The following is a 20,101-nucleotide window of genomic DNA, read 5'->3' as shown; positions in this document are numbered from 1 at the left end:
TTCAGAAGATGTCGTCCGTCTTCTGAAAAGTTTTTTTATTTTGTTTTTTTATCAATGAAAGGGTTTACATCGGAAAAAGCAATTGGTATAGTAATAAAAATTACTTTAACTCAATTTTAAGTAATAAATATTACAAAGGTGGTTTTCATATGACCAAGTCTTCGCTGAAACAAGATTCACAGTTGATTGAACAGATGCGTACGATAAGCTCTTCCATCTTCGCCGATGTAATGGAGACGAATAATGCGATGGACTACCGGGTAAAGCCGGTGAATTACAAACAGCCGCTCGTTGGGCGGGCACGGACAGTATCCCTGCCAAAAGGCGATAATTTATTTTTGCACCACGCCATTTACGAAGTGGAACCAGGCGATATTATCGTAGTCGATGGACAAGACCATAAAGGCTCCGCTTACTTGGGGGAGTTGATGGCTGGAGTTGCAGAAGCACTCGGCATCCAAGGGGTCGTGATCGATGGCATGGTGCGTGATAAAAGAGAACTTGAACAATTGGATATCCAAATTTATGCAAAGGGATTCTTGTCGACAGGCCCCCAAAAAGAAGGGCCCGGTTCGTTCGACACGGACATCACGTGTGCAGGCGCATTCGTTTCTTCGGGCGACTATATCGTAGGGGATGAAGACGGAGTAGTGGTGATTCCTTATGAACTGGCTTCCGGGATCATTGAAAAAGCAAAAAAGAAATTGGCCTACGAACAAAATCGCCTCGACGTCATCGAGCAATACAAGCAGCACTCCGGCACGAAGCAAAAATCCGCGATTGCCCCGAGCTGGCTCGAAGATAAATTAAAAAAATACGGCATACCGGAAAGGGATTGAGTGTATGAAAATAGGATTCATTGGATTCGGTGAAGTGGGATACGAAATGTCTAAAGGGTTCCAGCATCTTGGGAGCGATCTTCAACTTTTCGCTTTCGACCAACAGCACAAAGAACCTGGGATGATTCAACGGGCTCGAGAAGCACGTGTGGCTTTGCTCGACAGCCCTTTGAAAGTGGCGGAGCAAAACTTGGCGATCCTCTTCGTCGCAGTTCCCGCCCAGTATGCAGAGAGTGCATGGGATTCTGTTTTCCCGGCGGTGAATAACGAGACGCTGTATGTGGATTTGACGACTGCTTCCGCTAACATTAAACAGAACATCAGCGAGCGATTGGCATCTACACAAAGCCGGTTCGTAGACGCCGCAATTATGGGGCCCTTAAAAGGCAACCAGCATAAAGTGCCGATGATTGTCAGTGGTCCCGCTGCACAAGCATTCATCCGCCAGGGAGAGAATTTGGAGATGAACTTGGAGTATGTCAGCGAAGCCGCTGGCGATGCTACCAATATTAAATTCATCCGCAGCATCTTCACTAAAGGCCTTTCTACTCTTCTTCATGAAGTGATGGAAGTGGCGGAGAAACTGGATCTCGATGAGACGATTACTGCGTCAATCACTAACACGATCGACAAGGAACCGTTCGAAAACGTAATCAATCGCTTAATCACCGGCAACGTGCTTCACGCAGAGCGGCGCGTCAAAGAAATGGACAATGTAATTGAATTTCTGAACGAAAATAAAGTGGACACCTTGATGACCAAAGCCACGCGCGACAAATTGCAATTGCTCACCGATTCAAAACTTAAAGAGCAATTCGGTGGAAAAGCGCCTCAAACCTGGAAGCAAGTCATGGAGAAAATCAACCATTCCGATTGAGACATAGAAAGGAGACCGCATAATGGGAATTATTGCACTCGTTATTTTTGTAAGCGTTTTAGTTTTCTGGAGCGTGAAACTGAAAAGAAATTTGGGCGAAGCGGCCTTGATTGGGTTTTTGGCCATCATCCCACTCGGCGGATCTCAAGCCTTTGCCCTGTTCATGCAAGGCATTGAGTTCGCTTCCACATTTTCAGTGCTCTACGCCGCGATCGCTTTCGTGTTTATGGCGTATGTAATCGATAAATTCGGCATCGTTGAGCGCCTATTGGCCATTTTGAACTCGCTGGTCGGCCGCCTGCCAGGGGCTCCTGCCCTTATGGATGCTGTAGGTTCTTCCGTGATGGGCACTTTGTCCGGCGGAGATTCCGGCAATACGGCTGCCACCGGCTCGATTACCGGCCCTTGGATGCTGCGCAATAAGTGGAACAAAGAAATTGCCGCATCGGTCATGGTCGGAAATGGCGGAATGGCGTCTGCCCTCCCTCCCACTTCTTCCATGTTCATCATTTTGGGGTTTGCTCCAGTCGCTGCCGCCATTACGACAGGTGAATTTTTCATCGCCTTGTTGATTGCGGGCGCCTATCAGTTTTTGCACCGATTGATTATGATTGGCTACTTCGTTAAGAAACAGAACATTAAGGCCTTTCCGCCGGATTCGCTTAGCCCGTTAAGCGTTTCATTGAAGGATGGCTGGACTTCCATTTTGATTTACTTGGGAGCTATCATCCCGTTGGTATTGACGATCGGGCCAATCAGCGAATTTATCATGAATGTCCCTGCACTCGGCGAGGAAGCGCTCGACAGCATCGACATCGTCATCTGGATTCCGACATTGATGATCGCAATTGCTTTCCTGTTAGCCGGCAAATCAGCTCCACGCTCTTTCTCGGAGATATCTGCTTTCATCCAAAAATCAATTCCGCGCTTCACCGTGATTGGCGCACTCATATTTTTCGCGGTGGCGTCCAGTGAAGTTCTCACGTCACTTGGCCTGTCCGACAATATTGCTTATATGATGAGTTCTGTTGACACGCCTGCTTGGCTGACGCTTCTGTTGGTCGGGATCGGCATCACCGCCATTGCCGGCCCATTGACTTCAACGGGCACATTGACCGCAGTCGGTCTGGTCTCTTACGAAATCCTGGCTGCATCCGGCTTTTCGCCGCTTATTTCGGCGGTAGCCGTTATGACGTTCGCTTCCACTTCGGCCCAAATGCCGCCAGCTTCGGGGTCGATCTACATCGCTTCCGGCATTGTCGGGGCACGGCCTGAAAAAACCTTCATCATGCTGATTTTGTACTACGCTTGCCCTGTGGTGTTGATCGGTTGGCTCATTGGCATGGGCATTCTACCAATATAAGGAGGTTGAATAACAATGCAAAAGTTATTGGAACGGCTTTTCACGATTTGCTTGTTGCTGTCGATTTCATTGGGGCTCATCATGGTATTAAGCCAATTAGTGGGCCTTGCGATCGGCAACGGAGAGTTTGCCATCAAGGCTGGTGAAGTGTTAAAACAACCCACTATTGTATTGGCAGCGATTTTCTCGGCTTTCGCGTTTATCTTGGGGTATTTCCCGAAATACCGCGAAGCAGCAAATAAAGAATAAATCTCAAAAAACGCCCCGTTGCTCTAGTGCAGCGGGGCGTTTTTTCATTATTTGTCAGAACGAGCCGATTCTTGTTCTATGCGAGCTTGCTTCAAATCCGAGAAGCCGGTCAATGAGCAAATAATGACGCCTGCCACCATGATCCACGTCAGCACCCAATTGTTTCCCCATGAACTGATAAGGACAATCAAACAGTTCAAGGCGATGATGAAGCCTCGGTACTTTTCGATTGCCGCCATATATGATTTGAACATATTCGCTTCATTCTCCTGTCATTTTTAGCTTAACTTTTTAGGTGCCGAATGGAATGTCCATGTATTTCCGATAGGCGCCACTGCCGTTTTTCTGGTAGATCCGGATAGAACCAATCACAAACCGGCAACTATCGAACTCTTTACTCGCAAGCTGCGCCATCTCTTTTAGCTGTTGTGCTGACAATCCGTAACTCGTCTTTGCCAGAGTCAGATGGGGAACGAATTGATCAAGTTCGAAATACTGCGCAATCATTTCATCCGTCGGTTTAATTATGGCAACAAGCCGTTCGTGCAGTTTCTTAAGCTCAAGCGAATCGACCTGTAAATACAGAATTTCTTTCCCGAAAAATGCAGTACCGCCAATCATCACTTCGAACGGCGCTATTTTCTGGCAAGCTTTTCGCACACCTTCAAGCCAGCTCTCATCTGGCGTTAAGCCCCCTTGCGCTTTCAAAGTAATATGTGGTTCAACTACCTCATCAATTTGGTTGTCCGGCCATTGCTTCCTGAATCGGCTCAATCTGTTTATAAATTTGTCAGCCGGCACAATGCCGATAAAATACTTCATTTCCTCGCCTACTTCCTTTATGCAATAGTTTCAATTAAAAGGGTAAGTTTATTTTTCTCCTAAAGAGCTATTATCCAAATATTCTTCTGTTTTCCCTTCCGAAACTTTCTTTCCTCTTCTCTTTTCAGTTGCTATCCTGAAAAAACTTTGCCGTAGACACACTCGATTTCGGGGTGGTATCCTACTCAAGTACTTGCAGGACGGGGGAAATCACAATGGAACAGGAACGATTCGACAACCTGAAATTGGGCGAGCGGGGCGCGATGCTCAGCATTGCTACTTATATTATTTTATCAATTCTTAAATTATGGATCGGCTATATAGCAGGATCGGAAGCGTTAAAAGCGGACGGCTTGAACAACGTCACCGATATCGTTGCGTCAACGGCAGTTTTGATCGGCTTGAAATTATCCCAAAAGCCGGCAGACGCCAACCATCCTTACGGGCATTGGCGGGCAGAAACCGTGGCATCACTGGTGGCATCGTTCATCATCGTCGCAGTCGGGCTTCAAGTCACCTACTCAGCCGTCGTGTCCATGTTCCAAGGCACAAGCGAAACACCTGGGCTGCTCTCAGCCTGGACCGCAGGATTTTCTGCTATCGTCATGTATTTAGTATACCGATATAATAAAAAACTGGCAGAACGCATCAACAGCAAAGCCGTGGCTGCGGCCGCCAAAGACAATTTATCCGATGCCTGGGTCAGCATCGCCGCGGTCGTCGGAATCGTCGGCGCGCAGTTTTACTTGCCGTGGCTCGACCCGCTTGCGGCACTTCTTGTCGGCTTATTGATCGTCAAAACCGGCTGGGGCATCTTTTGGGAAGCGACCCACGAACTGACGGACGGCTTTGACGAAGAGCTCATTAAATCGTTTAAAGAAACCGCGCTCAATACAGAGGGCGTCACCGAAGTCCGCGAAATCCGTGCCAGAAATTACGGCAACCGGGCTGTCGTCGATGTCACTGTCTTGGTGCCCGGCGATCTGGACATCGCGGTCGCGCACGATATTTCGACCAAAGTGGAAGTAAAACTCATGAAACGCTACGATATTTCGGCTGTCCATGTGCATGTGGAGCCGCATTGAAAAGCACCGGCAGCTGCCGGTGTTTTTGTCATTCTTCCTTTATGTCGAGATCTGCGAGGTACGCTTCAAAATCCTCTTTTCGAAAAACATGCAAAACGCATGGCTGCTTTTCCTTTTTCTCGAGTGCTTGATGCTCTTCCGGAAATTCAGCTTCTACGTGCAGGCTGATAAAAGGCAGTTTTTCCTGCGCTTTTTGAGAGCGGATGTTCACCTTTCTCGCTCCGGCGAATACGTTTGATAATCCAAGTTCTTCGAAAGCGATGTTCAAGATTTCGACTTTTGAAGCTTCGTTAAACCCTTTCCCCCAGTAACCCTGCCCGATCCACGTCCCGATATGGCAAGATTTCTTGGCGTGGTCGATAAACATCAAATCCGTCAGGCCGACCAGCTGGTTTTGCTCGTTTAAGATGACGCGCGCTATCCGCGTACCCGCTTTTTCCTCTTCCCTCACGAGCCGGCTGAAACGGATCGTATCGTCCAGTGTGCCTTCCGGCAATCCTAAAGCGTCTTTTACTGCCGGAACTGAGGATAAGCGGAATATTTCTTCGCAGTAGCCGTCTTTATGCGGCACCAATACAACTTTTTTCATATTTTCCCCTCCTTCAAAACCCAAACAAGTGAATTGATTCATTGCTTGATTGATAAAAGAATATCCAACCACCTAAAACTTTTATCCAATAAACTTCTTGTACTCATCTTCCACTTCACTGTTTTTCTCTAACAATCCAATTCCATTTTCACAAAATCGAAATGACCGCCATTCGTCGGCTGTACGAACGATTCGACTTCCCTGAAGCCCAGCTTTTCGTATACCGAGATTGCCCGCTTATTGAAAGCCGCCACTGACAAGGTGATTTTTTGCGGGTGGTAATTGCTTTTGGCAAACTGCAAGCCTGCCTTCAAAAATGCAGCACCGCTGCCTTTGCCGGTCAACTCAGGTTTCATGCCGAGCCCGATATCCACCGTCTCTTGCCCCGTTTGACCGAAACTGTAGAAACCCACGGCTTCATTGTCTTGAAAGACCATAAAATAACTGTCCGCGCGTTTTTCAGGATCCAAAAACTCCTCTAAGTCCTCCGGGTCTGCGTTCATATCATAAAAGGAATATTCTCCTTGATAACGCCAGCTTGCCGCAATATCTTCCGCTTGTTCCTGCGTCATCGCTTGAAAAGTATAGTCCATCTGTTTTTTCACCTCTTTATTCCCTAGTTCTTCATGTCGACCAGTAAATCTTCCCTTCACGCTCGCCTAAACTGATGAAGCCCGCTTTTTCCAAAACCCTTGCTGAAGCCGCATTGTTCGGGTCGCAGCTCGCGATAATGCGCTCTATTCCCTCTAACTTAAGCCCCCACTCAATGATTGCTTTGGCCATTTCCGTCGCATAGCCATGGCCTTCATAAGCGGGAACGATGCTGTAGCCCAATTCGATTTCTTTTGGGTTGTCGGTGCTTCGCCGAAAGCCCATATCCCCGATGACGCGCCGGTCCTTCTTATGGATAATGAGCCCTTCCCATTCGTTTTCTTCAGGAAAGTCCCGGTACCGCTGAATTTTATATGGAAGAATTTCTTTATAGGTTTCGCTTGGATACCCACTAGCTACGGAATAGCCTGTGGCCTGTTCCAGCTCGTCCCGAGTCGAGGTCGCGGCTTGCATCATTTCTGTCGTGAAAGTCATCAACTCTAACCTATCTGTATAAAGATGCGGCATTTTACATCCTCCTTCAGTTTTTTAATATTTTATTCAAAGCCAATGAACTCGGCTTTCCATTACTGAACATATACTTCCTCTTCCAGCTCTTCCTCTTCTTCAAAAAGCTTGGCTTTTCCTGTTTTCATGACAAAAAAGGCCAGCACGACAGCTCCTGCCAGCATGATGACTGCTAAAGCGGCAATCGTGATCCTTAGCGAAACAAAATCCGCGAGCAGGCCGACCGCCAACAGAAAGACGATTTGCAAAGTGCTTTGAAACAGCTGGAAGATGCTTGTGATGCGCCCCATCAACGCCACCGGGATATTGTTTTGATAGAAAGTGGCGATGCCGGCGTTCATGAAGACGATGAAAAAGCCTAAAATCAAAAAGCCGCTCATGACTGAGATGAAGGACCAAGAAAACGCATAGACCACGTAGCCAATCGTCGTTAAAATCAATCCATATACCATCATGGATCTGATAGAAATTTTAGCGGAAAATAACGATAGCAACAGGCCACCGCTCACCGACCCGATGCCCGTCAGGCTGATCAATAAGCTGTAGTCGAGTTCCGATAAGCCAATTACTTGCTGGGTGAACACCACTTCCTGCGCATCCATTGCGAAGGAAAAGATAAGGACAGCTGTGAAGCCTAGATAAATAAATGTGATGTATTTATTTCGAGTGATAAAATCGCTCACAACTTTAAAATCGCTGATGACTTGGGAAACGGTCAATGCGGGGATAGAGGCCGGATCGATGTCTTCCAATTTGGGAAGCTTCACAACCAACAACGCCGCTAGCACAAAGAATAGTGCATTGACCCACAAAGTCACCTCGATCGAACTCGCCAGAATCAGCACACCGCCAAGTGCCGGGCCCAAAATGAACGCACCGGAAGACGTAAAGGAGCGAATCGAGTTGAAACGTTTGCGCTTCGATTTCGGCACCAGCATTGCGATGTAGGTCACGGAAGATGGGCCAAAAAAGGATTTCGCGATACTCAAGAAAACAAGAAACACATAAATGACGAAAACATTCGGTGCGAGCGGAATCAGCGCGATGAATCCGGCCCGCAGCAAGTATGTAGAAGTGATGACTGCTTTTTTGCTTCGGTAATCGATAAAACTGCCCGTCCAAAACTTCGTCAGGATATTGACGATAGGCCCCACAATCCAAAGTCCAGCGACAGCTGCGGCCGAGCCGGTCATCTGATAGACAATGATATTGATCGCCACTAAATAAATGAAATCCCCGAGCCCTGCGATTCCGAGTGACAGCAATAATAAGGCTGGATTTTTCCAGCCTGTCCGTATTTCACTCAAATCCTTTCCCCCTTTCCCCTAAAACCTTATATGAACATTATCGCTTCCTTGCTTTTACAATCAGGAAGTTCGGCGCTTTCATCAAGCGTACATAACGCTCCGTATCCAGCTCTTTGAATTTTTGTGTCGGTTTTGGTTCGATAATATCTTCCACCAAGAAATACTGAAGCGTTTTCGCTAAGATGTCGCCAAGCGGCCTTCTGAAAAATGGGACTTCGTAGACTTTTCCTTCCTTTTTCCATGTGTCCACGATCAATTCAGTTGAGAAGTATTCCATATCACGTGACAACTTAATATCGGTGAACGGGTGATGGACTGAGAACAGCAACTCGCCTCCAGGTTTTAATATGCGGCGGAACTCTTTGAATGTGAACTCCCAGTCTTCGATGTAATGCAGCGTCAACGAACTGACGATGTAATCGAACATTCCTTCTTCGAAAGGCAAAGCATCTGCCAAATCCAAACACATGACTTCCGCTCTCTCTCCTATGCGTCTTTTTGCAGCCGCAGCCATTTCCGGACTCATATCCACAGCAGTCACCTGCGCTCCTTTATCGACCAATTGTTCTGTGTACCACCCTGCCGCACATCCGGCATCCAATATTCTTTTTCCGCTCAAGTCCTCGGGCAACTGGGCAAGCATTGCCGGTCTTTCGTACTCACTATTGTATAAATTCTGTGTGTCTGTCGAATGTTCATATGCGCCAGCAAGATTATTGAAGGTTTCTTTGATTCGATTTTTCATGATTCACTACTCCTTCATATTCCAAAGATTATTATACCAATAATTCCCACAAGTTATTCGAAATAATTGAATGTTGTGTCTTTCAAAGCTTTCTTAAGATATTTCTCAATAAAAAAAGACATCCACTTGGAATGTCTTTTTCACTGAACCTGTTCTTTCGCTTCAATATCTTTCACGATGTCTTCGAGCGTCAGGTTCTGAAACACTTTTTCCATCGCCGACTGGGCGGCCATGAAGATCGGCTCGATGGTGCTTTGGATGTTTTTGCCGACAACGCAATCAGGATGCGGCTGGTCATGGATGCTGAATAATTCGTTCTCCTCGACCACGTTCACTGCCTTGTATATATCGAATAGCGTAATCTCCGATAACTCTCTCGAAAGTTTTGCGCCCGCGACTCCTGGCTGCACGTCGATCAATCCTGCTTTTTTCAGCATGCCCATGATCTTTCTAATCACCGCTGCGTTAGTGTTGACGCTGCCGGCGATGAATTCGGAAGAAGAGGCGGTTTCTTTATTCAAATCAATTAACGCCAGTATGTGGATTCCGACGGCAAATCGGCTGCTGATTGACATGTTGAGCCCTCCATTGCTTATTTGTGTTGAATTTCACATGATGTAATTGTTCCGGTTACAAGTAATTGTATCAAATTTAGAGACAAAAATATAATAAACCCAACCTGTTGACAAGGCGGTTACAAGTGAATAAACTAAACATGTAATCGATTCAGTTACAAGTTAAAATGAACAGGAGGAATTATTGATGAAAATTTTGGTGACAGGAGCTACAGGAAAACTGGGCTCAAAAGTAGTGGCGTCTTTATTGAAACAAGTACCTGCTAGCGATCTTGCGGTAAGTGTCCGCAATCCCGAAAAGGCTGAAAACTTGCGCGCTCAAGGCGTAGATGTTCGCCACGGTGATTTCGATGCTCCGGAAACATTGGATCACGCTTTTCAAGGCATCGACCGCTTGTTGATCATTTCAACCGACGGTGACAACGAAACGAGAATCCGCCAGCACGAGAATGCGGTTCTCGCCGCTGAGCGCGCAGGCGTTCAATTTATCGCCTATACGAGCCTCGCCAATGCGACAGAAAGCCAAAACCTGATGGCACCGCCGCATGTAGCCACAGAAGCGGCCATCATCAAAACGGGCATCCCTTATGCCTTCCTTCGCAATAATTGGTATTTGGAAAACGAACTCGGCAGCATTCAAGCTGCAGAAGCAGGCGCGCCTTGGGTCACTTCAGCTGGAGAAGGAAAAGTCGGCTGGGCTTTGCAGCAGGACTATGCAGACGCAGCGGCCGCCGTATTGACTGGCAACGGCCATGAAAACAAAACTTACGAACTATCTGGCCCTTTGTTAACACAGGAACAATTGGCTTCAGCACTTGGCGATGTACTGAATAAACAAATTCCTGTCCAGCACGTGAGCGACGAAGAATACGCAGAAGTCATGAAAGGTGCCGGCGTGCCGGACTTTGCCATTCCGATCGTCGTCGGCATCCAGGAAAGCATCCGCAACGGTTCGCTTGAAGTTGCAAACAGCGATTTTGAACAAGTTCTCGGCCGCCCGCTGACACCGATCCACGATGGCCTCGCACAGCTCGTTTCAAAATAAAAAACTATAAGAAAGGTAAAAAGCCGTATTTTCCGAAGCTTATCGCTCGCTTTCCGTGGGGCGGGAATCGAGCCTCCTCGTCACTGCGTTCCTGCGGGGTCTCTCAAACCCGCTAGTCCCACAGGAGTCGAGCGAATGCTTCTCCAAATACTCAGATAGAACATTGAATTTTGAATGTAGAAAAGGTGATGCCCTTTTTCATTCATAGCGGATTACGGACTTCTTCAACACTCTGAGAAACGGAGCTGATCTTGTCGATCGGCTCCGTTTCTTATTTATTATTGTTGAGCTGCCAGCTCGGCTTCAAACTGTTTTTTCAACTCAATCAATGCGGTTCTGTTAGCTGAGAGATCTTGGGGGTATCGTTCTAGAACAGTCTCAATTAATAGGATTTTTTCCTTTTGGTTGTCTGTGACTTGGTTATACGCGTATTCACCAGTGAGAATTGTAAGATAAGCTTTTAGAGGATTACCGTTTTCAATATCCACTTTTAAGGCTTCTACTTCATCTAAAATGCCCTCACTCCATATATTTCCTTCCGCAGACGAGACTTCCACTGCTTTGAGCGCAGCTTCTTGAGCTTGCTCAACATCGGTAAACAATAGATGAAGAGCCAAATAGCTATAAGCCGCTGATAAATTTTCAGATCTCTCAGTTTCCAAGAATGCAAGTTCTTTTTGGCTATAGGCGAGAGCCGTTTCATAATCTCCCAACTCCAAATATAAATTCGAAATCCGATGATTCAACGATTCCATATTTGGTGCAATTTCAGCCACTTCTAAGTAAGTTTTTAAACGTTCTTTTATATCTCCATTTATTTCTAATTGTACAGCTTCATCCCACAAACTCGGTATCCGTTCGAACTCTTTAAAAAATTCCATTTCGTAATCTTTTACCGTTTTGCCCGTCACTTGCTCAAAGCTTTTTGAAAATGTCATATGCTCCATATTGCCAAAAATCTTTTTGACGACATTTCCACCTTCTTCATCCACCAAATATTCAATGAAGGCACGACTTTGAAAATAAGGGTCTTGGGGAAACGCTAAATTATTTTCCCATCCGCCCGGCTCCTTCAACTTTTCAAATGTTACATATTCTGCAGTCTGTATAGAATCGTACGGTAGGGTATGCCCTTTTTCCGACAAATAAGTAGCTACGCCCTCTATAAACCAAACAGGAATTTCAGAACTATACATTCCTCGTTCTTCGGCAATGCCGAAAAACAGATGATGTGCATATTCATGAACAGCTGATACTTTGTCGATCGGCAGAGGCAAGTGAATGGTCTGGTCGTGTTCTTTGTAAAACCCGCCGTACTCTTCCTCAATCGTTTCCCGAATTGGCATATCGAGACCCGCTCCGTAGAGAACGATAGAAACTGGGGCGTTGGTTTCCCCGCCCAACTCACGCTCCAATTGCGGATGGCTGGTTTCCACAAGTTCTGCCAGCTGCTTCATTTCTTCTAAAGGCTCACTTCCCGGTGCGAAATAGAACGTGATTCCATCGATTTCTTTTGAAGCTAATGTGGCTAAATCAACGGAGCCGTCCTCTCCTGTAATCAGTTGCCGGTAATACGCCAACTTTTCTCCAGGCGCCAGCTCCGTTGCCTCCGTCATATCGTACTCAACATCATAGAGCAGAAAATTTGTACCGAATAAAAAGAGCGTAAAAATCCAGAACAAAATAGAAGAAGCTATCAGAAAGACAGCATCCGTCAAACTTTTCCTGCCATCACCCGTTTTTGCAATCCAGACAATCGCCAACACAATACATGCGATTGCAAAGACGCTTGCGGCAAGCCAGGCAATTAAGCTTTGCCCTACATCCAAATACAGCAGCAACCCCCCGAATCCAGCCGTCAGTAAAAACACGCCGAGGAAGCTCAAAATACTATTTTTTACTATGTGCATAAGTCACCTCTACTTAAATCGGGCATTCCGGTTTGATTTCCTCATAGGTTTGGGCAGGAAAAAAGCGCTGCTTCCCATCATCCAACCACCTGCTACAGCCAGCGCAGTCCCGACAGCCACCGCAAAAGTGGATAAGTATGTGGATATATATACACCTGCCATAAACATTATTAAGCCTGTGGAAAACATAATCATGGTTTTTGTCATTTCTTACAGCTCCTTCAACAGCTTATCCACCGTTTTAGGGGGGAAAAGCAGCTCAATTTCAATCGCCAAGCTGCCCCATTCCTGTTCACGCTCCGGCGAATAGAGGGTGTGGATGGAATTCACGCGTTTCTCGATATTGTTATCCACAATCCCGAACTTCTCCGCGGGAATGTCTTCGAACATTTCCCGAAACGTCGGATATGTGCATAACTTTTTTACTTTCACCGTTATTTTATCGTCTTCACCGGGCAGTTTCGCGAATTCGATCGTGTCGCCGCGCTTCACTTTCCGTCTCTTTGGATCGTGAAGCCTGATTTCGACTGTTTTCTTTCCGGACTGGATGGCCAGGAACGGCTCTTCGTAAAGTTTCATTTTGTGCTCCATCGATTTCCTCCAAAGTCATCGTTAGTAGTAAAGAGTTCGAGAAATTTATTCTTTATTACCAAAGGCCAAGCGCTTTCCACCACAGGCCGCCTGCACCAAACCAGACCACAATGTGGATAAGGGAAATGATAAACCCAAGGCTCCACCATTTCTGTTGGCTGACATAGCCGCTTCCGAAAAACACCGGAGCCGGCCCTGCACCGTAATGGGTCAAGCAGCTGAACAAGTTCGAGAAGAACGCGAGAATCAGTGCTGACAATAGCGGCGGTGCGCCCGAAGCGACAATGACCGATAAGAACGCCGCGTACATCGCGCTGACGTGTGCCGTGTTGCTGGCAAAGAAGTAATGAGAGTAAAAATAGACGATCGCCAAAATGACCAAGGTCATCATCCATGACATTTGTCCGACAGCATTCCCCATCAAATCGCTAAACCAAGGAATCATGCCCAATTCGTTCAAATACGTTGCCATCATGACGAGCACCGAGAACCAGACGAGTGTATCCCAAGCGCCTTGTTCTTTCTTGATATCCGACCAAGTCAACACACCGCTGAGCAGCAGCACACTGAGCCCAACAAACGCACTGGTCGTCGCACTGATGCCGAAGTTCCCGCCGAAAATCCATAGCGATAACAGCAGGACGAAGACGCCGATCATATAGCGTTCTTCTTTTTTCAGCGGCCCCATTTCCTTCAATTTCTCGACAGCAATCGCAGCCGCTTCGGGTGTTTCTTTTAGTTCAGGCGGGTACAATTTGTAGATGACAAAAGGAATGAGCGCCAAACTGATCAAGCCAGGCACCAATGCCGCTAGCGCCCAACCGCCCCAAGTGATTGTTTCTCCTGTGATTTCCTGTGTAATCTGGACAGCGAGCGGGTTCGCGGCCATGGCCGTGACGAACATCGCCGAAGTGATCATATCGCCTTGGAAAGAGACTTTGACCAAAAATGCCCCGATGCGCCGCTCCGTGCCGTCTCCGACTCTTGATTCGTATGTTTCGGACAGCGAGCGGATGATCGGGAAAATGATTCCGCCGGCTCGAGCGGTATTTGACGGCATGGCGGGTGCCAAAATCAAATCACTCAGCAGCATCGAATACGACAAGCCGAGCGTTTTCTTGCCGAACAGCCGGACGAACAGATACGAAACCCGTGTCCCCAAGCCGGTTTTGATAAATCCCCGGGAAATGAAAAAAGCAATGACAATCAGCCAAATGGTCGTGTTTTGAAATCCGCTTAACGATTGTTCCAAGGTAAGGATTTGGGTTAGCGCAATTACCGTCAGCGCAATAATCGCCGTGCTTCCCATCGGTATCGGCTTGATCACCAATGCCACAATCGTAGCCACAAATATGCTGAACAAATGCCAGGCATCCGTTTCCAAGCCAGCAGGTGCGGGAATGAACCAGATAACCGCCCCGATGGCGACACAAATCAAGAGCGACTTCCAGTTCACTTCTCCTTGTTTTTGAGTATTCATCCTACTTCTCCTTTTTAAAATGCTGTATTTTATGCAAGGAGGATTATACGCCTCTCGGGCTGTCGAATGAATTTATCCGCTCGGCTGTTTTACGCGAATGTGGAACAGGAATACGCTTGCTTTTGCCCGGCAATTGCCCTCAACCCCGGAACGGCGGAAAGAACATTTAACTGCTTCCATCTTGGTGCAATTTTCGACTTTTTGTTCACAAAAAATTGTATGCGTTACCATGGCGAGTAGCTTCTACACCATAAGCCACTTAGCCATCTGTTCACTGTTTCGCTGCCATGGAACTGTGAGTTTTTTCGCTCTTTCTTTTCAATCTAGAGATAATAACAAATATCATAGCTATTAGATTGGCCAAAAACATGAGGATGTAGTAGATGTGGGTGTCGCCTTCCAGTAGATAAGTGCCGTATCTTAGCGTATTGATTGCTAGGACAATGACTAAGAATATATGGGTTTTTTTATGCAACGAAACACTCCTTTAAACTATTTATTTGCATCGGCTGTTAAAAGAAAGCTAGTGTCTACTTTTCCCATTCTTCTCGTAGCATCCCCATCTTGATGGCATCGAAATACTGTCCTTCTACCATTCGTGCTTTTCTAATGCGCGCCTCTTCTTTCATGCCGATCCTTTCCGCAACTTTCATCATTCTTTCATTGCCTGACCAGGTCGACATCCCGAGCCTATGCAATTCCGTCGATTCGAAAATAAAGTCGATCCACAAGGTATAGGCTTCTCGGCCATAACCACCGTTCCAGTAATCTTTATCGTAGATGACGATTCCTGTTTCAAGCCAATTTGTGTTTTGGTCCACCCAATACGCGCCTACATAACCGATCACTTTTCCATCTGCCTGAATCGTAAGGGATGCCGGAACCCCTGCAGCAATCTCCTCATCATTCAGCCATTTTTCCCTGTGCTGCTCTTTGCTCATATGTTCTTCAGGAATATACGGCCCATTCCACTTTTTCGCTTCCTGCTCTTTTTCTTCGAACCGCCAAAAATATAATTCATCCAAGCTCTCTGCCGTATTTTCGGTTAACTCAATTTTTCTTCCTTTAATATCAGTCATTATTTATATCTACCTTTCTACATCCGATTAACCCTAAAGCTTCCATCTCTCATCGTCGCTTCCATAATAGTGAGGCTGGTATCTTTGATAAGTGAATTCTCTAAGTTTTAGTTTCTGCATTGTTAAAATCATAATCGAAGGCCCACTTAAAACTTCGCAAATGAATTTCACTCTTCTCTACTATATCCAATTATTGTATACACATCCAATCAATTTACAGAATATTGTAGTATAATTAGGGAAATATTTTTGGGCAGTAAGTTAGAAGCTTGTCTAATGAAATGGAGGAAGAACATGACAAAGCAATGGATAGGCCAGTGCATGGATATTGGAGGGATCCAGCTTTATTTTGAAGAACTCGGTGAAAGCACAGAGAGTCCCGTTATTGTTTTTGATTCAGGCAATGGATGGAGAACGAAAAATTGGAACCCGATTAAGGCGGAGGTCTCCGCATTTTCCAAAATGCTCGTGTACAACCGGGCGGGGCTCGGGAAAAGCACCATCGACGACCGACCGCGCCATAGTCTGCAAAACGTTGAGAATTTACGGCTTCTGCTTCAAAAATTGAACGTAAAACCTCCCTATATTTTAGTCGGACATTCCTTCGGCGGCTTGAATGTCCGTTTATACGCCAGTCTATACCCCGAAGAAGTGGCAGGTGTTTTGCTCTTAGACGCCTGCCACGAAGACCAAAACAAATTGATGACGCAGGCTTTGCCTACCGAGATGCAGCTACAGTATTTCAGGCAATTTTCAGTAGAAGGCACTTTAGCGGAATTTGAAGAAAGCTTGGAGCAAGTGCGGCAATACAAATCACTCGGCGATATGCCATTAACCGTCGTGACAGGCGGCAATCAGCCGGATCATACGGCAGAATCGTGGAATCATTGGATGAATTTTCAAAGGGATTTAGCGGCTTTGAGTTCGAATAGCCGGCACGTTGTTCTTGAAGATGCCGGACACGCCGTTCACATCGATAATCCTCAAGCAGTCATTGATGAAATCCAAAAGATGCATGATGCGTTGAAGCATACTGCTGAACCGTCGCTAAAGGAGAAGTGAGAAGTCTTGGCTTTCTTTATCTACATTAAGGCGCAGCGCATATGTTGCAGTGGGATGAACCCGGAGTGACTGCGAAGATATTTAACCAGTGGCTACACGAAAAACACCTCCAAACAACGGGTTTTATCTTTATGCGCAGAAACTCTAGTTGCTTTCGCGACAATGAAAAATTTGAAATAAACACAAGCGTATTCGAATTCGAATACGCTTGTATTTGATACTCATGCCTCAACGGTGCAAAAGAGAACTTCTCACTTTACTTCCTAAAGCACACACCTTCATCTTATGCTCTCGGTTTAAATAAAGTTATAATAAAACCAATCGATAAAAGTACGTACAGAGGTGGTCTAACGTGATGAATACCTTCCGCAAACATAAACTGCATGAAGTTGCACCCAAACCGAAAAACACACTTCAGTTTAATGAGCATACGGCACCTGAAGAGCTGCAGGCAATCATCGATAAATTATCGGCGATCCTAACTGAAGCCCGCACCGAGCAGCGCGACATCGTTTATTTGTGCATCGGCTCCGACCGATATATCGGCGATTCTTTAGGGCCTCTCACCGGAAGCTTGATTGTGGAAAACGCTAAAATCCCGCGCGTATACGGGACATTGGAAGAACCCATCCATGCGTTCAATTTAAAACCTGCTTTAAAAGACATCCACAAAACTTATCAAAACCCGCTGATCATCTGCGTGGATGCGAGCCTCGGCACGAAAGAACAAGTCGGCGATGTGCTGTTTGTGGACGCTCCTCTGATGCCTGGAAAAGCGCTGGAGAGAATGCTTCCGGAAACCGGCGACTATCATTTCCAAGGCATTGTGAATTATTTGGATCCCCTCCCGACTTCCCAGTTCCTGAACGACACGCGCCTGCACACGGTCATGAAGCTGTCCCGATTAATCGCTCATGTCATCACCGAAAGCGAACAACAAGCAAGCCACTAAAAAAGATTCCGCCCCAGTCGGGCGGAATCTTTTTTAAGTTAAATTGCCCCGGTGATGAAAGCGACCGCAATGATGGATAAGCAGCAAAGAAACGCCCATTTGAATGCGAATTTCTGCATCTCTCCGAAATCCTTCCTGATCATTCCCACCACCAATAAAGTCGAAGCCACCAACGGGCTCAAAAAGTGAATCGGCTGCCCTAAAACAGAAGCGCGTGCGATTTCAAGGGGGCTGACGCCATACGCAGCACCCGCTTCCGCCAAGATTGGCAACACCCCGAAATAATAAGCGTCGTTCGACAATGCGAAAGTAAAGGGCATGCTCGTAATCGCCACAACCAACGGATAATAAGAGCCAACAGACGCCGGGATGATCGAGATCAATGAGTTGGAGATGGCATCGACCATTTGCGTGCCGGAGAAAATTCCGGAGAAGATACCGGCAGCAAAGACCAGCACGACGACCGTGATGGCGTTGCCGGAATGCGCCAGAATGCGTTCTTTTTGCATATTAAGGTCGGGATAATTAATAGCAGCCGCCAACACGAAGCCAATGAGGAAACTGACCGCAGCAGGCAAGATGCCCGTCACCAAGACGCCCAGGACGGCGAGTACCAACACAAGGTTAACCCAGATCAATTGCGGCTTTTTCAACCCTTCGTCCAATGCATGGGTAGCGGCCACTTGAAGCATGCTCTCAGAAGTGGCAGGAATGTTTTCCACTGTAATGATGCCGAGCCGCTCGCGTTCCTTTTTCCCCATCATATACGCAATTCCCAAAATGCTCAGGATTCCCGCAAACATCGTCGGAAGAATCGGGATGAAAAATTCATTGGCATCCAAGCCTAACGCAGCGATAGCCCTTGTTGCCGGACCGCCCCATGGCGTCATCCCGCTGATGATGCTGACGGACATAATGGAAATGGTCGCCAATACCAACGGGTTCATGCCGAGGCGGATGTACAGCGCGAGCATCGCCGAAATGGTGATCATATGTGTTGTCGTGCCGTCGCCGTCCAACGACGCGATCATGGCGATGACCGCTGTTCCGATCGCGATCTTCACGGGATCCCCTTTCACCAGTTTCATGACCTTGTTGATCAAAGGATCAAAAAGCCCGGCATCGATCAAAATGCCGAAGAATAAAATCGCAAACAGCAATAAAGCAGCGGACGGCGCAACTTGTTTCAAGCCGTCCATCATCATCGTCCCCAAGCCGGACCAAAATCCGCCGATGAGGGCAAAGACAATCGGTACGACAACCAATGCAGAGACCGGCGACATTTTTTTCGCCATGATCAAATACGTAAATACGAGTACCATTGAAACCCCTAAAAGTGTAAGAATAGTAATTCCCCCTCTAAATGTATTCGCTTACATAACGACTGAATTTCCCACCCCTTGGCAAATTAGCGATACGAATTAGTTTTAAGAATATTCCATTACTTAAAATAAGTAAAATAGAGAGAATTTATAAGAAATAGACAAAAAAACTTATAACCTAAACTTCTGACAGAAGCGAAGGATGATTTTTTAAGAAATCCACAAACTTCTGGACAGTCGACAGTTTCAAGAATTCCTGGTTGTACATCAGCCACGTATCCCGTGTGACCGGTTCGCCGTCTTTATAGAATAAGGGGTATTTGTGAATCTCGTCGGAAGGGCGCAGGCAAATTTCGGGAAGGATGGCAATTCCCAAATCGTTCTTGACCATTTCCTTGCATGTTTCCTGCCGGTCGGTTTCCATGGTAATGATCGGCGGCTCGTTGTATTGATCGTGCCACCATTTATTGATGATGTCTTTCAAGGAACTGTCGGTTTTGTAATTGATGAACGGCAATTCAGGCACTTCTTCCATATTCACTTCGTTTTTCGAAATCAAAAATAATTGTTCCGTATGCAGCAGTGATTTTGACCCGGTCCAGTTGTAGTCGCCGCGCAAAATGCCGAGATGGACGTCAGATGAATTGAGCAAGCCCATTACGTCCGCACTCCATCCCGTGTTCACGCTGAACTGGACTTTCGGATGGGCCGTGATGAATTCTTTCAACAGGGCCGGCAGTTTATACTGCGCAAAATTGCTGGAGACGCCGAGCCTGAGAATCCCCTGGACTTCCTGGTTCATATTCTGGATATAGTCTTTGGCGTTTTGCAATTTCGTGATCATTTCATCCGCATATTGCGCAAGATACACACCCTCCGCTGTCAGCTCGACGCCTTTTTTGGTTTTAAAGAAAAGTTTGGTCCCCATATCTTTCTCCAAATTCTTTAATCGATACGTCAAAGCCGGCTGCGAAATATACAAGCGTTCCGAAGCACGGCTGATGTTTTTCTCTTCATATAGAACTTGCATCGCTTCCCAATCTTTCTCATCCATTTCAATCACTCCAATTACGTTATAAGTTTTTTTTAG

At 46.5% G+C, this 20,101-nt stretch carries 23 protein-coding genes; 8 read left to right on the top strand and 15 right to left on the bottom strand.

Annotated features, from left to right (window positions below):
- The first annotated feature begins 149 nt into the window (after nt 1-149).
- Genes AB9R92_RS10435 through AB9R92_RS10420 form a run of 4 tightly spaced genes read left to right on the top strand, consistent with a single transcriptional unit; the run spans nt 150 to nt 3,328 of the window.
- Complete coding sequence (locus tag AB9R92_RS10435) at nt 150-839, top strand: RraA family protein (protein ID WP_370669387.1); 690 nt, start codon at nt 150-152, stop codon at nt 837-839.
- 4 nt (nt 840-843) lie between these two features.
- On the top strand, nt 844-1,716 hold the full coding sequence (locus tag AB9R92_RS10430) for an NAD(P)-dependent oxidoreductase (protein WP_370669386.1): 873 nt from the start codon (nt 844-846) through the stop codon (nt 1,714-1,716).
- Between the two features lie 22 nt (nt 1,717-1,738).
- On the top strand, nt 1,739-3,079 hold the full coding sequence (locus AB9R92_RS10425; protein WP_370669385.1) for a TRAP transporter large permease subunit: 1,341 nt from the start codon (nt 1,739-1,741) through the stop codon (nt 3,077-3,079).
- 15 nt (nt 3,080-3,094) lie between these two features.
- Nucleotides 3,095-3,328 carry a hypothetical protein gene (locus AB9R92_RS10420; RefSeq protein WP_370669384.1) on the top strand — a complete coding sequence of 78 codons (234 nt, stop codon included), beginning with the start codon at nt 3,095-3,097 and terminating at the stop codon, nt 3,326-3,328.
- Nucleotides 3,329-3,375: 47 nt separating this feature from the next.
- On the opposite strand, the gene AB9R92_RS10415 is transcribed toward AB9R92_RS10420, so the two are convergent.
- A complete protein-coding gene (locus AB9R92_RS10415) occupies nt 3,376-3,582 on the bottom strand; it encodes a hypothetical protein (RefSeq protein WP_370669383.1) in 207 nt (68 codons plus the stop codon).
- A gap of 37 nt (nt 3,583-3,619) precedes the next feature.
- Entirely contained in the window at nt 3,620-4,150 is a 531-nt protein-coding gene (locus AB9R92_RS10410; protein ID WP_370669382.1) for a 2'-5' RNA ligase family protein, read from the bottom strand.
- Between the two features lie 215 nt (nt 4,151-4,365).
- Between AB9R92_RS10410 and AB9R92_RS10405 the strand changes: the two genes are divergently transcribed.
- On the top strand, nt 4,366-5,235 hold the full coding sequence (locus AB9R92_RS10405) for a cation diffusion facilitator family transporter (protein WP_370669381.1): 870 nt from the start codon (nt 4,366-4,368) through the stop codon (nt 5,233-5,235).
- A gap of 28 nt (nt 5,236-5,263) precedes the next feature.
- Here AB9R92_RS10405 and AB9R92_RS10400 read toward each other — a convergent pair whose 3' ends face one another.
- The 6 genes from AB9R92_RS10400 to AB9R92_RS10375 form a co-directional block, all read right to left on the bottom strand.
- Entirely contained in the window at nt 5,264-5,824 is a 561-nt protein-coding gene (locus AB9R92_RS10400; RefSeq protein ID WP_370669380.1) for a GNAT family N-acetyltransferase, read from the bottom strand.
- 128 nt (nt 5,825-5,952) lie between these two features.
- Complete coding sequence (locus AB9R92_RS10395; protein ID WP_370669379.1) at nt 5,953-6,417, bottom strand: GNAT family N-acetyltransferase; 465 nt, start codon at nt 6,415-6,417, stop codon at nt 5,953-5,955.
- Between the two features lie 31 nt (nt 6,418-6,448).
- Entirely contained in the window at nt 6,449-6,943 is a 495-nt protein-coding gene (locus AB9R92_RS10390; protein WP_370669378.1) for a GNAT family N-acetyltransferase, read from the bottom strand.
- Nucleotides 6,944-7,002: 59 nt separating this feature from the next.
- Nucleotides 7,003-8,250, bottom strand: coding sequence for an MFS transporter (locus AB9R92_RS10385; RefSeq protein WP_370669377.1), 1,248 nt, complete (start codon nt 8,248-8,250; stop codon nt 7,003-7,005).
- Between the two features lie 37 nt (nt 8,251-8,287).
- Nucleotides 8,288-8,995: a class I SAM-dependent methyltransferase gene (locus AB9R92_RS10380; protein ID WP_370669376.1), complete on the bottom strand. Its 708-nt coding sequence runs from the start codon at nt 8,993-8,995 to the stop codon at nt 8,288-8,290.
- Nucleotides 8,996-9,135: 140 nt separating this feature from the next.
- Entirely contained in the window at nt 9,136-9,570 is a 435-nt protein-coding gene (locus AB9R92_RS10375; RefSeq protein ID WP_370669375.1) for an Rrf2 family transcriptional regulator, read from the bottom strand.
- Nucleotides 9,571-9,757: 187 nt separating this feature from the next.
- On the opposite strand from AB9R92_RS10375, the gene AB9R92_RS10370 reads away from it, so the two are divergent.
- Nucleotides 9,758-10,615 carry an SDR family oxidoreductase gene (locus AB9R92_RS10370; RefSeq protein WP_370669374.1) on the top strand — a complete coding sequence of 286 codons (858 nt, stop codon included), beginning with the start codon at nt 9,758-9,760 and terminating at the stop codon, nt 10,613-10,615.
- Nucleotides 10,616-10,893: 278 nt separating this feature from the next.
- On the opposite strand, the gene AB9R92_RS10365 is transcribed toward AB9R92_RS10370, so the two are convergent.
- From AB9R92_RS10365 to AB9R92_RS10345, 5 genes are all read right to left on the bottom strand, one after another.
- On the bottom strand, nt 10,894-12,525 hold the full coding sequence (locus AB9R92_RS10365; protein WP_370669373.1) for a tetratricopeptide repeat protein: 1,632 nt from the start codon (nt 12,523-12,525) through the stop codon (nt 10,894-10,896).
- Nucleotides 12,526-12,534: 9 nt separating this feature from the next.
- Nucleotides 12,535-12,732 (bottom strand): hypothetical protein, encoded by a 198-nt coding sequence (locus tag AB9R92_RS10360; RefSeq protein ID WP_370669372.1) that lies wholly within the window; start codon nt 12,730-12,732, stop codon nt 12,535-12,537.
- Nucleotides 12,733-12,735: 3 nt separating this feature from the next.
- Nucleotides 12,736-13,116 carry an ASCH domain-containing protein gene (locus AB9R92_RS10355; protein WP_370669371.1) on the bottom strand — a complete coding sequence of 127 codons (381 nt, stop codon included), beginning with the start codon at nt 13,114-13,116 and terminating at the stop codon, nt 12,736-12,738.
- A gap of 55 nt (nt 13,117-13,171) precedes the next feature.
- Nucleotides 13,172-14,596 (bottom strand): anion permease, encoded by a 1,425-nt coding sequence (locus AB9R92_RS10350; protein ID WP_370669370.1) that lies wholly within the window; start codon nt 14,594-14,596, stop codon nt 13,172-13,174.
- A 530-nt stretch (nt 14,597-15,126) separates the two neighbouring features.
- The gene (locus tag AB9R92_RS10345) at nt 15,127-15,675 is read right to left on the bottom strand and encodes a GNAT family N-acetyltransferase (RefSeq protein ID WP_370669369.1); all 549 of its coding nucleotides are present in this window, start codon (nt 15,673-15,675) and stop codon (nt 15,127-15,129) included.
- A 294-nt stretch (nt 15,676-15,969) separates the two neighbouring features.
- Between AB9R92_RS10345 and AB9R92_RS10340 the strand changes: the two genes are divergently transcribed.
- The gene (locus AB9R92_RS10340; RefSeq protein WP_370669368.1) at nt 15,970-16,737 is read left to right on the top strand and encodes an alpha/beta fold hydrolase; all 768 of its coding nucleotides are present in this window, start codon (nt 15,970-15,972) and stop codon (nt 16,735-16,737) included.
- Nucleotides 16,738-17,092: 355 nt separating this feature from the next.
- Complete coding sequence (yyaC, locus tag AB9R92_RS10335) at nt 17,093-17,689, top strand: spore protease YyaC (RefSeq protein WP_370670094.1); 597 nt, start codon at nt 17,093-17,095, stop codon at nt 17,687-17,689.
- A 38-nt stretch (nt 17,690-17,727) separates the two neighbouring features.
- Here yyaC and AB9R92_RS10330 read toward each other — a convergent pair whose 3' ends face one another.
- Together AB9R92_RS10330 and AB9R92_RS10325 are read right to left on the bottom strand one after the other, a co-directional pair.
- The gene (locus AB9R92_RS10330) at nt 17,728-19,035 is read right to left on the bottom strand and encodes a CitMHS family transporter (protein ID WP_370670093.1); all 1,308 of its coding nucleotides are present in this window, start codon (nt 19,033-19,035) and stop codon (nt 17,728-17,730) included.
- Nucleotides 19,036-19,189: 154 nt separating this feature from the next.
- Nucleotides 19,190-20,065, bottom strand: coding sequence for a LysR family transcriptional regulator (locus tag AB9R92_RS10325; protein ID WP_370669367.1), 876 nt, complete (start codon nt 20,063-20,065; stop codon nt 19,190-19,192).
- Between the last annotated feature and the right edge of the window lie 36 nt (nt 20,066-20,101).

The organism is Planococcus sp. SSTMD024 (assembly GCF_041320495.1).
Classification (GTDB): domain Bacteria; phylum Bacillota; class Bacilli; order Bacillales_A; family Planococcaceae; genus Planococcus.
Note: the sequence above shows the minus strand (reverse complement) of the source record. Positions and strands in the feature narration are given on the sequence as shown.

Bases quoted from the DNA above. Each gene is read 5' to 3' on its own strand.
- AB9R92_RS10435 (WP_370669387.1), top strand. From the start codon at position 150: ATGACCAAGTCTTCGCTGAAACAAGATTCACAGTTGATTGAACAGATG.
- AB9R92_RS10370 (WP_370669374.1), top strand. From the start codon at position 9,758: ATGAAAATTTTGGTGACAGGAGCTACAGGAAAACTGGGCTCAAAAGTA.
- AB9R92_RS10405 (WP_370669381.1), top strand. From the start codon at position 4,366: ATGGAACAGGAACGATTCGACAACCTGAAATTGGGCGAGCGGGGCGCG.
- AB9R92_RS10380 (WP_370669376.1), bottom strand. From the start codon at position 8,995: ATGAAAAATCGAATCAAAGAAACCTTCAATAATCTTGCTGGCGCATAT.
- AB9R92_RS10415 (WP_370669383.1), bottom strand. From the start codon at position 3,582: ATGTTCAAATCATATATGGCGGCAATCGAAAAGTACCGAGGCTTCATC.
- AB9R92_RS10420 (WP_370669384.1), top strand. From the start codon at position 3,095: ATGCAAAAGTTATTGGAACGGCTTTTCACGATTTGCTTGTTGCTGTCG.
- AB9R92_RS10365 (WP_370669373.1), bottom strand. From the start codon at position 12,525: ATGCACATAGTAAAAAATAGTATTTTGAGCTTCCTCGGCGTGTTTTTA.
- AB9R92_RS10430 (WP_370669386.1), top strand. From the start codon at position 844: ATGAAAATAGGATTCATTGGATTCGGTGAAGTGGGATACGAAATGTCT.
- AB9R92_RS10350 (WP_370669370.1), bottom strand. From the start codon at position 14,596: ATGAATACTCAAAAACAAGGAGAAGTGAACTGGAAGTCGCTCTTGATT.
- AB9R92_RS10390 (WP_370669378.1), bottom strand. From the start codon at position 6,943: ATGCCGCATCTTTATACAGATAGGTTAGAGTTGATGACTTTCACGACA.
- AB9R92_RS10340 (WP_370669368.1), top strand. From the start codon at position 15,970: ATGACAAAGCAATGGATAGGCCAGTGCATGGATATTGGAGGGATCCAG.
- AB9R92_RS10425 (WP_370669385.1), top strand. From the start codon at position 1,739: ATGGGAATTATTGCACTCGTTATTTTTGTAAGCGTTTTAGTTTTCTGG.
- AB9R92_RS10360 (WP_370669372.1), bottom strand. From the start codon at position 12,732: ATGACAAAAACCATGATTATGTTTTCCACAGGCTTAATAATGTTTATG.
- yyaC (WP_370670094.1), top strand. From the start codon at position 17,093: ATGAATACCTTCCGCAAACATAAACTGCATGAAGTTGCACCCAAACCG.
- AB9R92_RS10410 (WP_370669382.1), bottom strand. From the start codon at position 4,150: ATGAAGTATTTTATCGGCATTGTGCCGGCTGACAAATTTATAAACAGA.
- AB9R92_RS10345 (WP_370669369.1), bottom strand. From the start codon at position 15,675: ATGACTGATATTAAAGGAAGAAAAATTGAGTTAACCGAAAATACGGCA.
- AB9R92_RS10395 (WP_370669379.1), bottom strand. From the start codon at position 6,417: ATGGACTATACTTTTCAAGCGATGACGCAGGAACAAGCGGAAGATATT.
- AB9R92_RS10355 (WP_370669371.1), bottom strand. From the start codon at position 13,116: ATGGAGCACAAAATGAAACTTTACGAAGAGCCGTTCCTGGCCATCCAG.
- AB9R92_RS10375 (WP_370669375.1), bottom strand. From the start codon at position 9,570: ATGTCAATCAGCAGCCGATTTGCCGTCGGAATCCACATACTGGCGTTA.
- AB9R92_RS10325 (WP_370669367.1), bottom strand. From the start codon at position 20,065: ATGGATGAGAAAGATTGGGAAGCGATGCAAGTTCTATATGAAGAGAAA.
- AB9R92_RS10400 (WP_370669380.1), bottom strand. From the start codon at position 5,824: ATGAAAAAAGTTGTATTGGTGCCGCATAAAGACGGCTACTGCGAAGAA.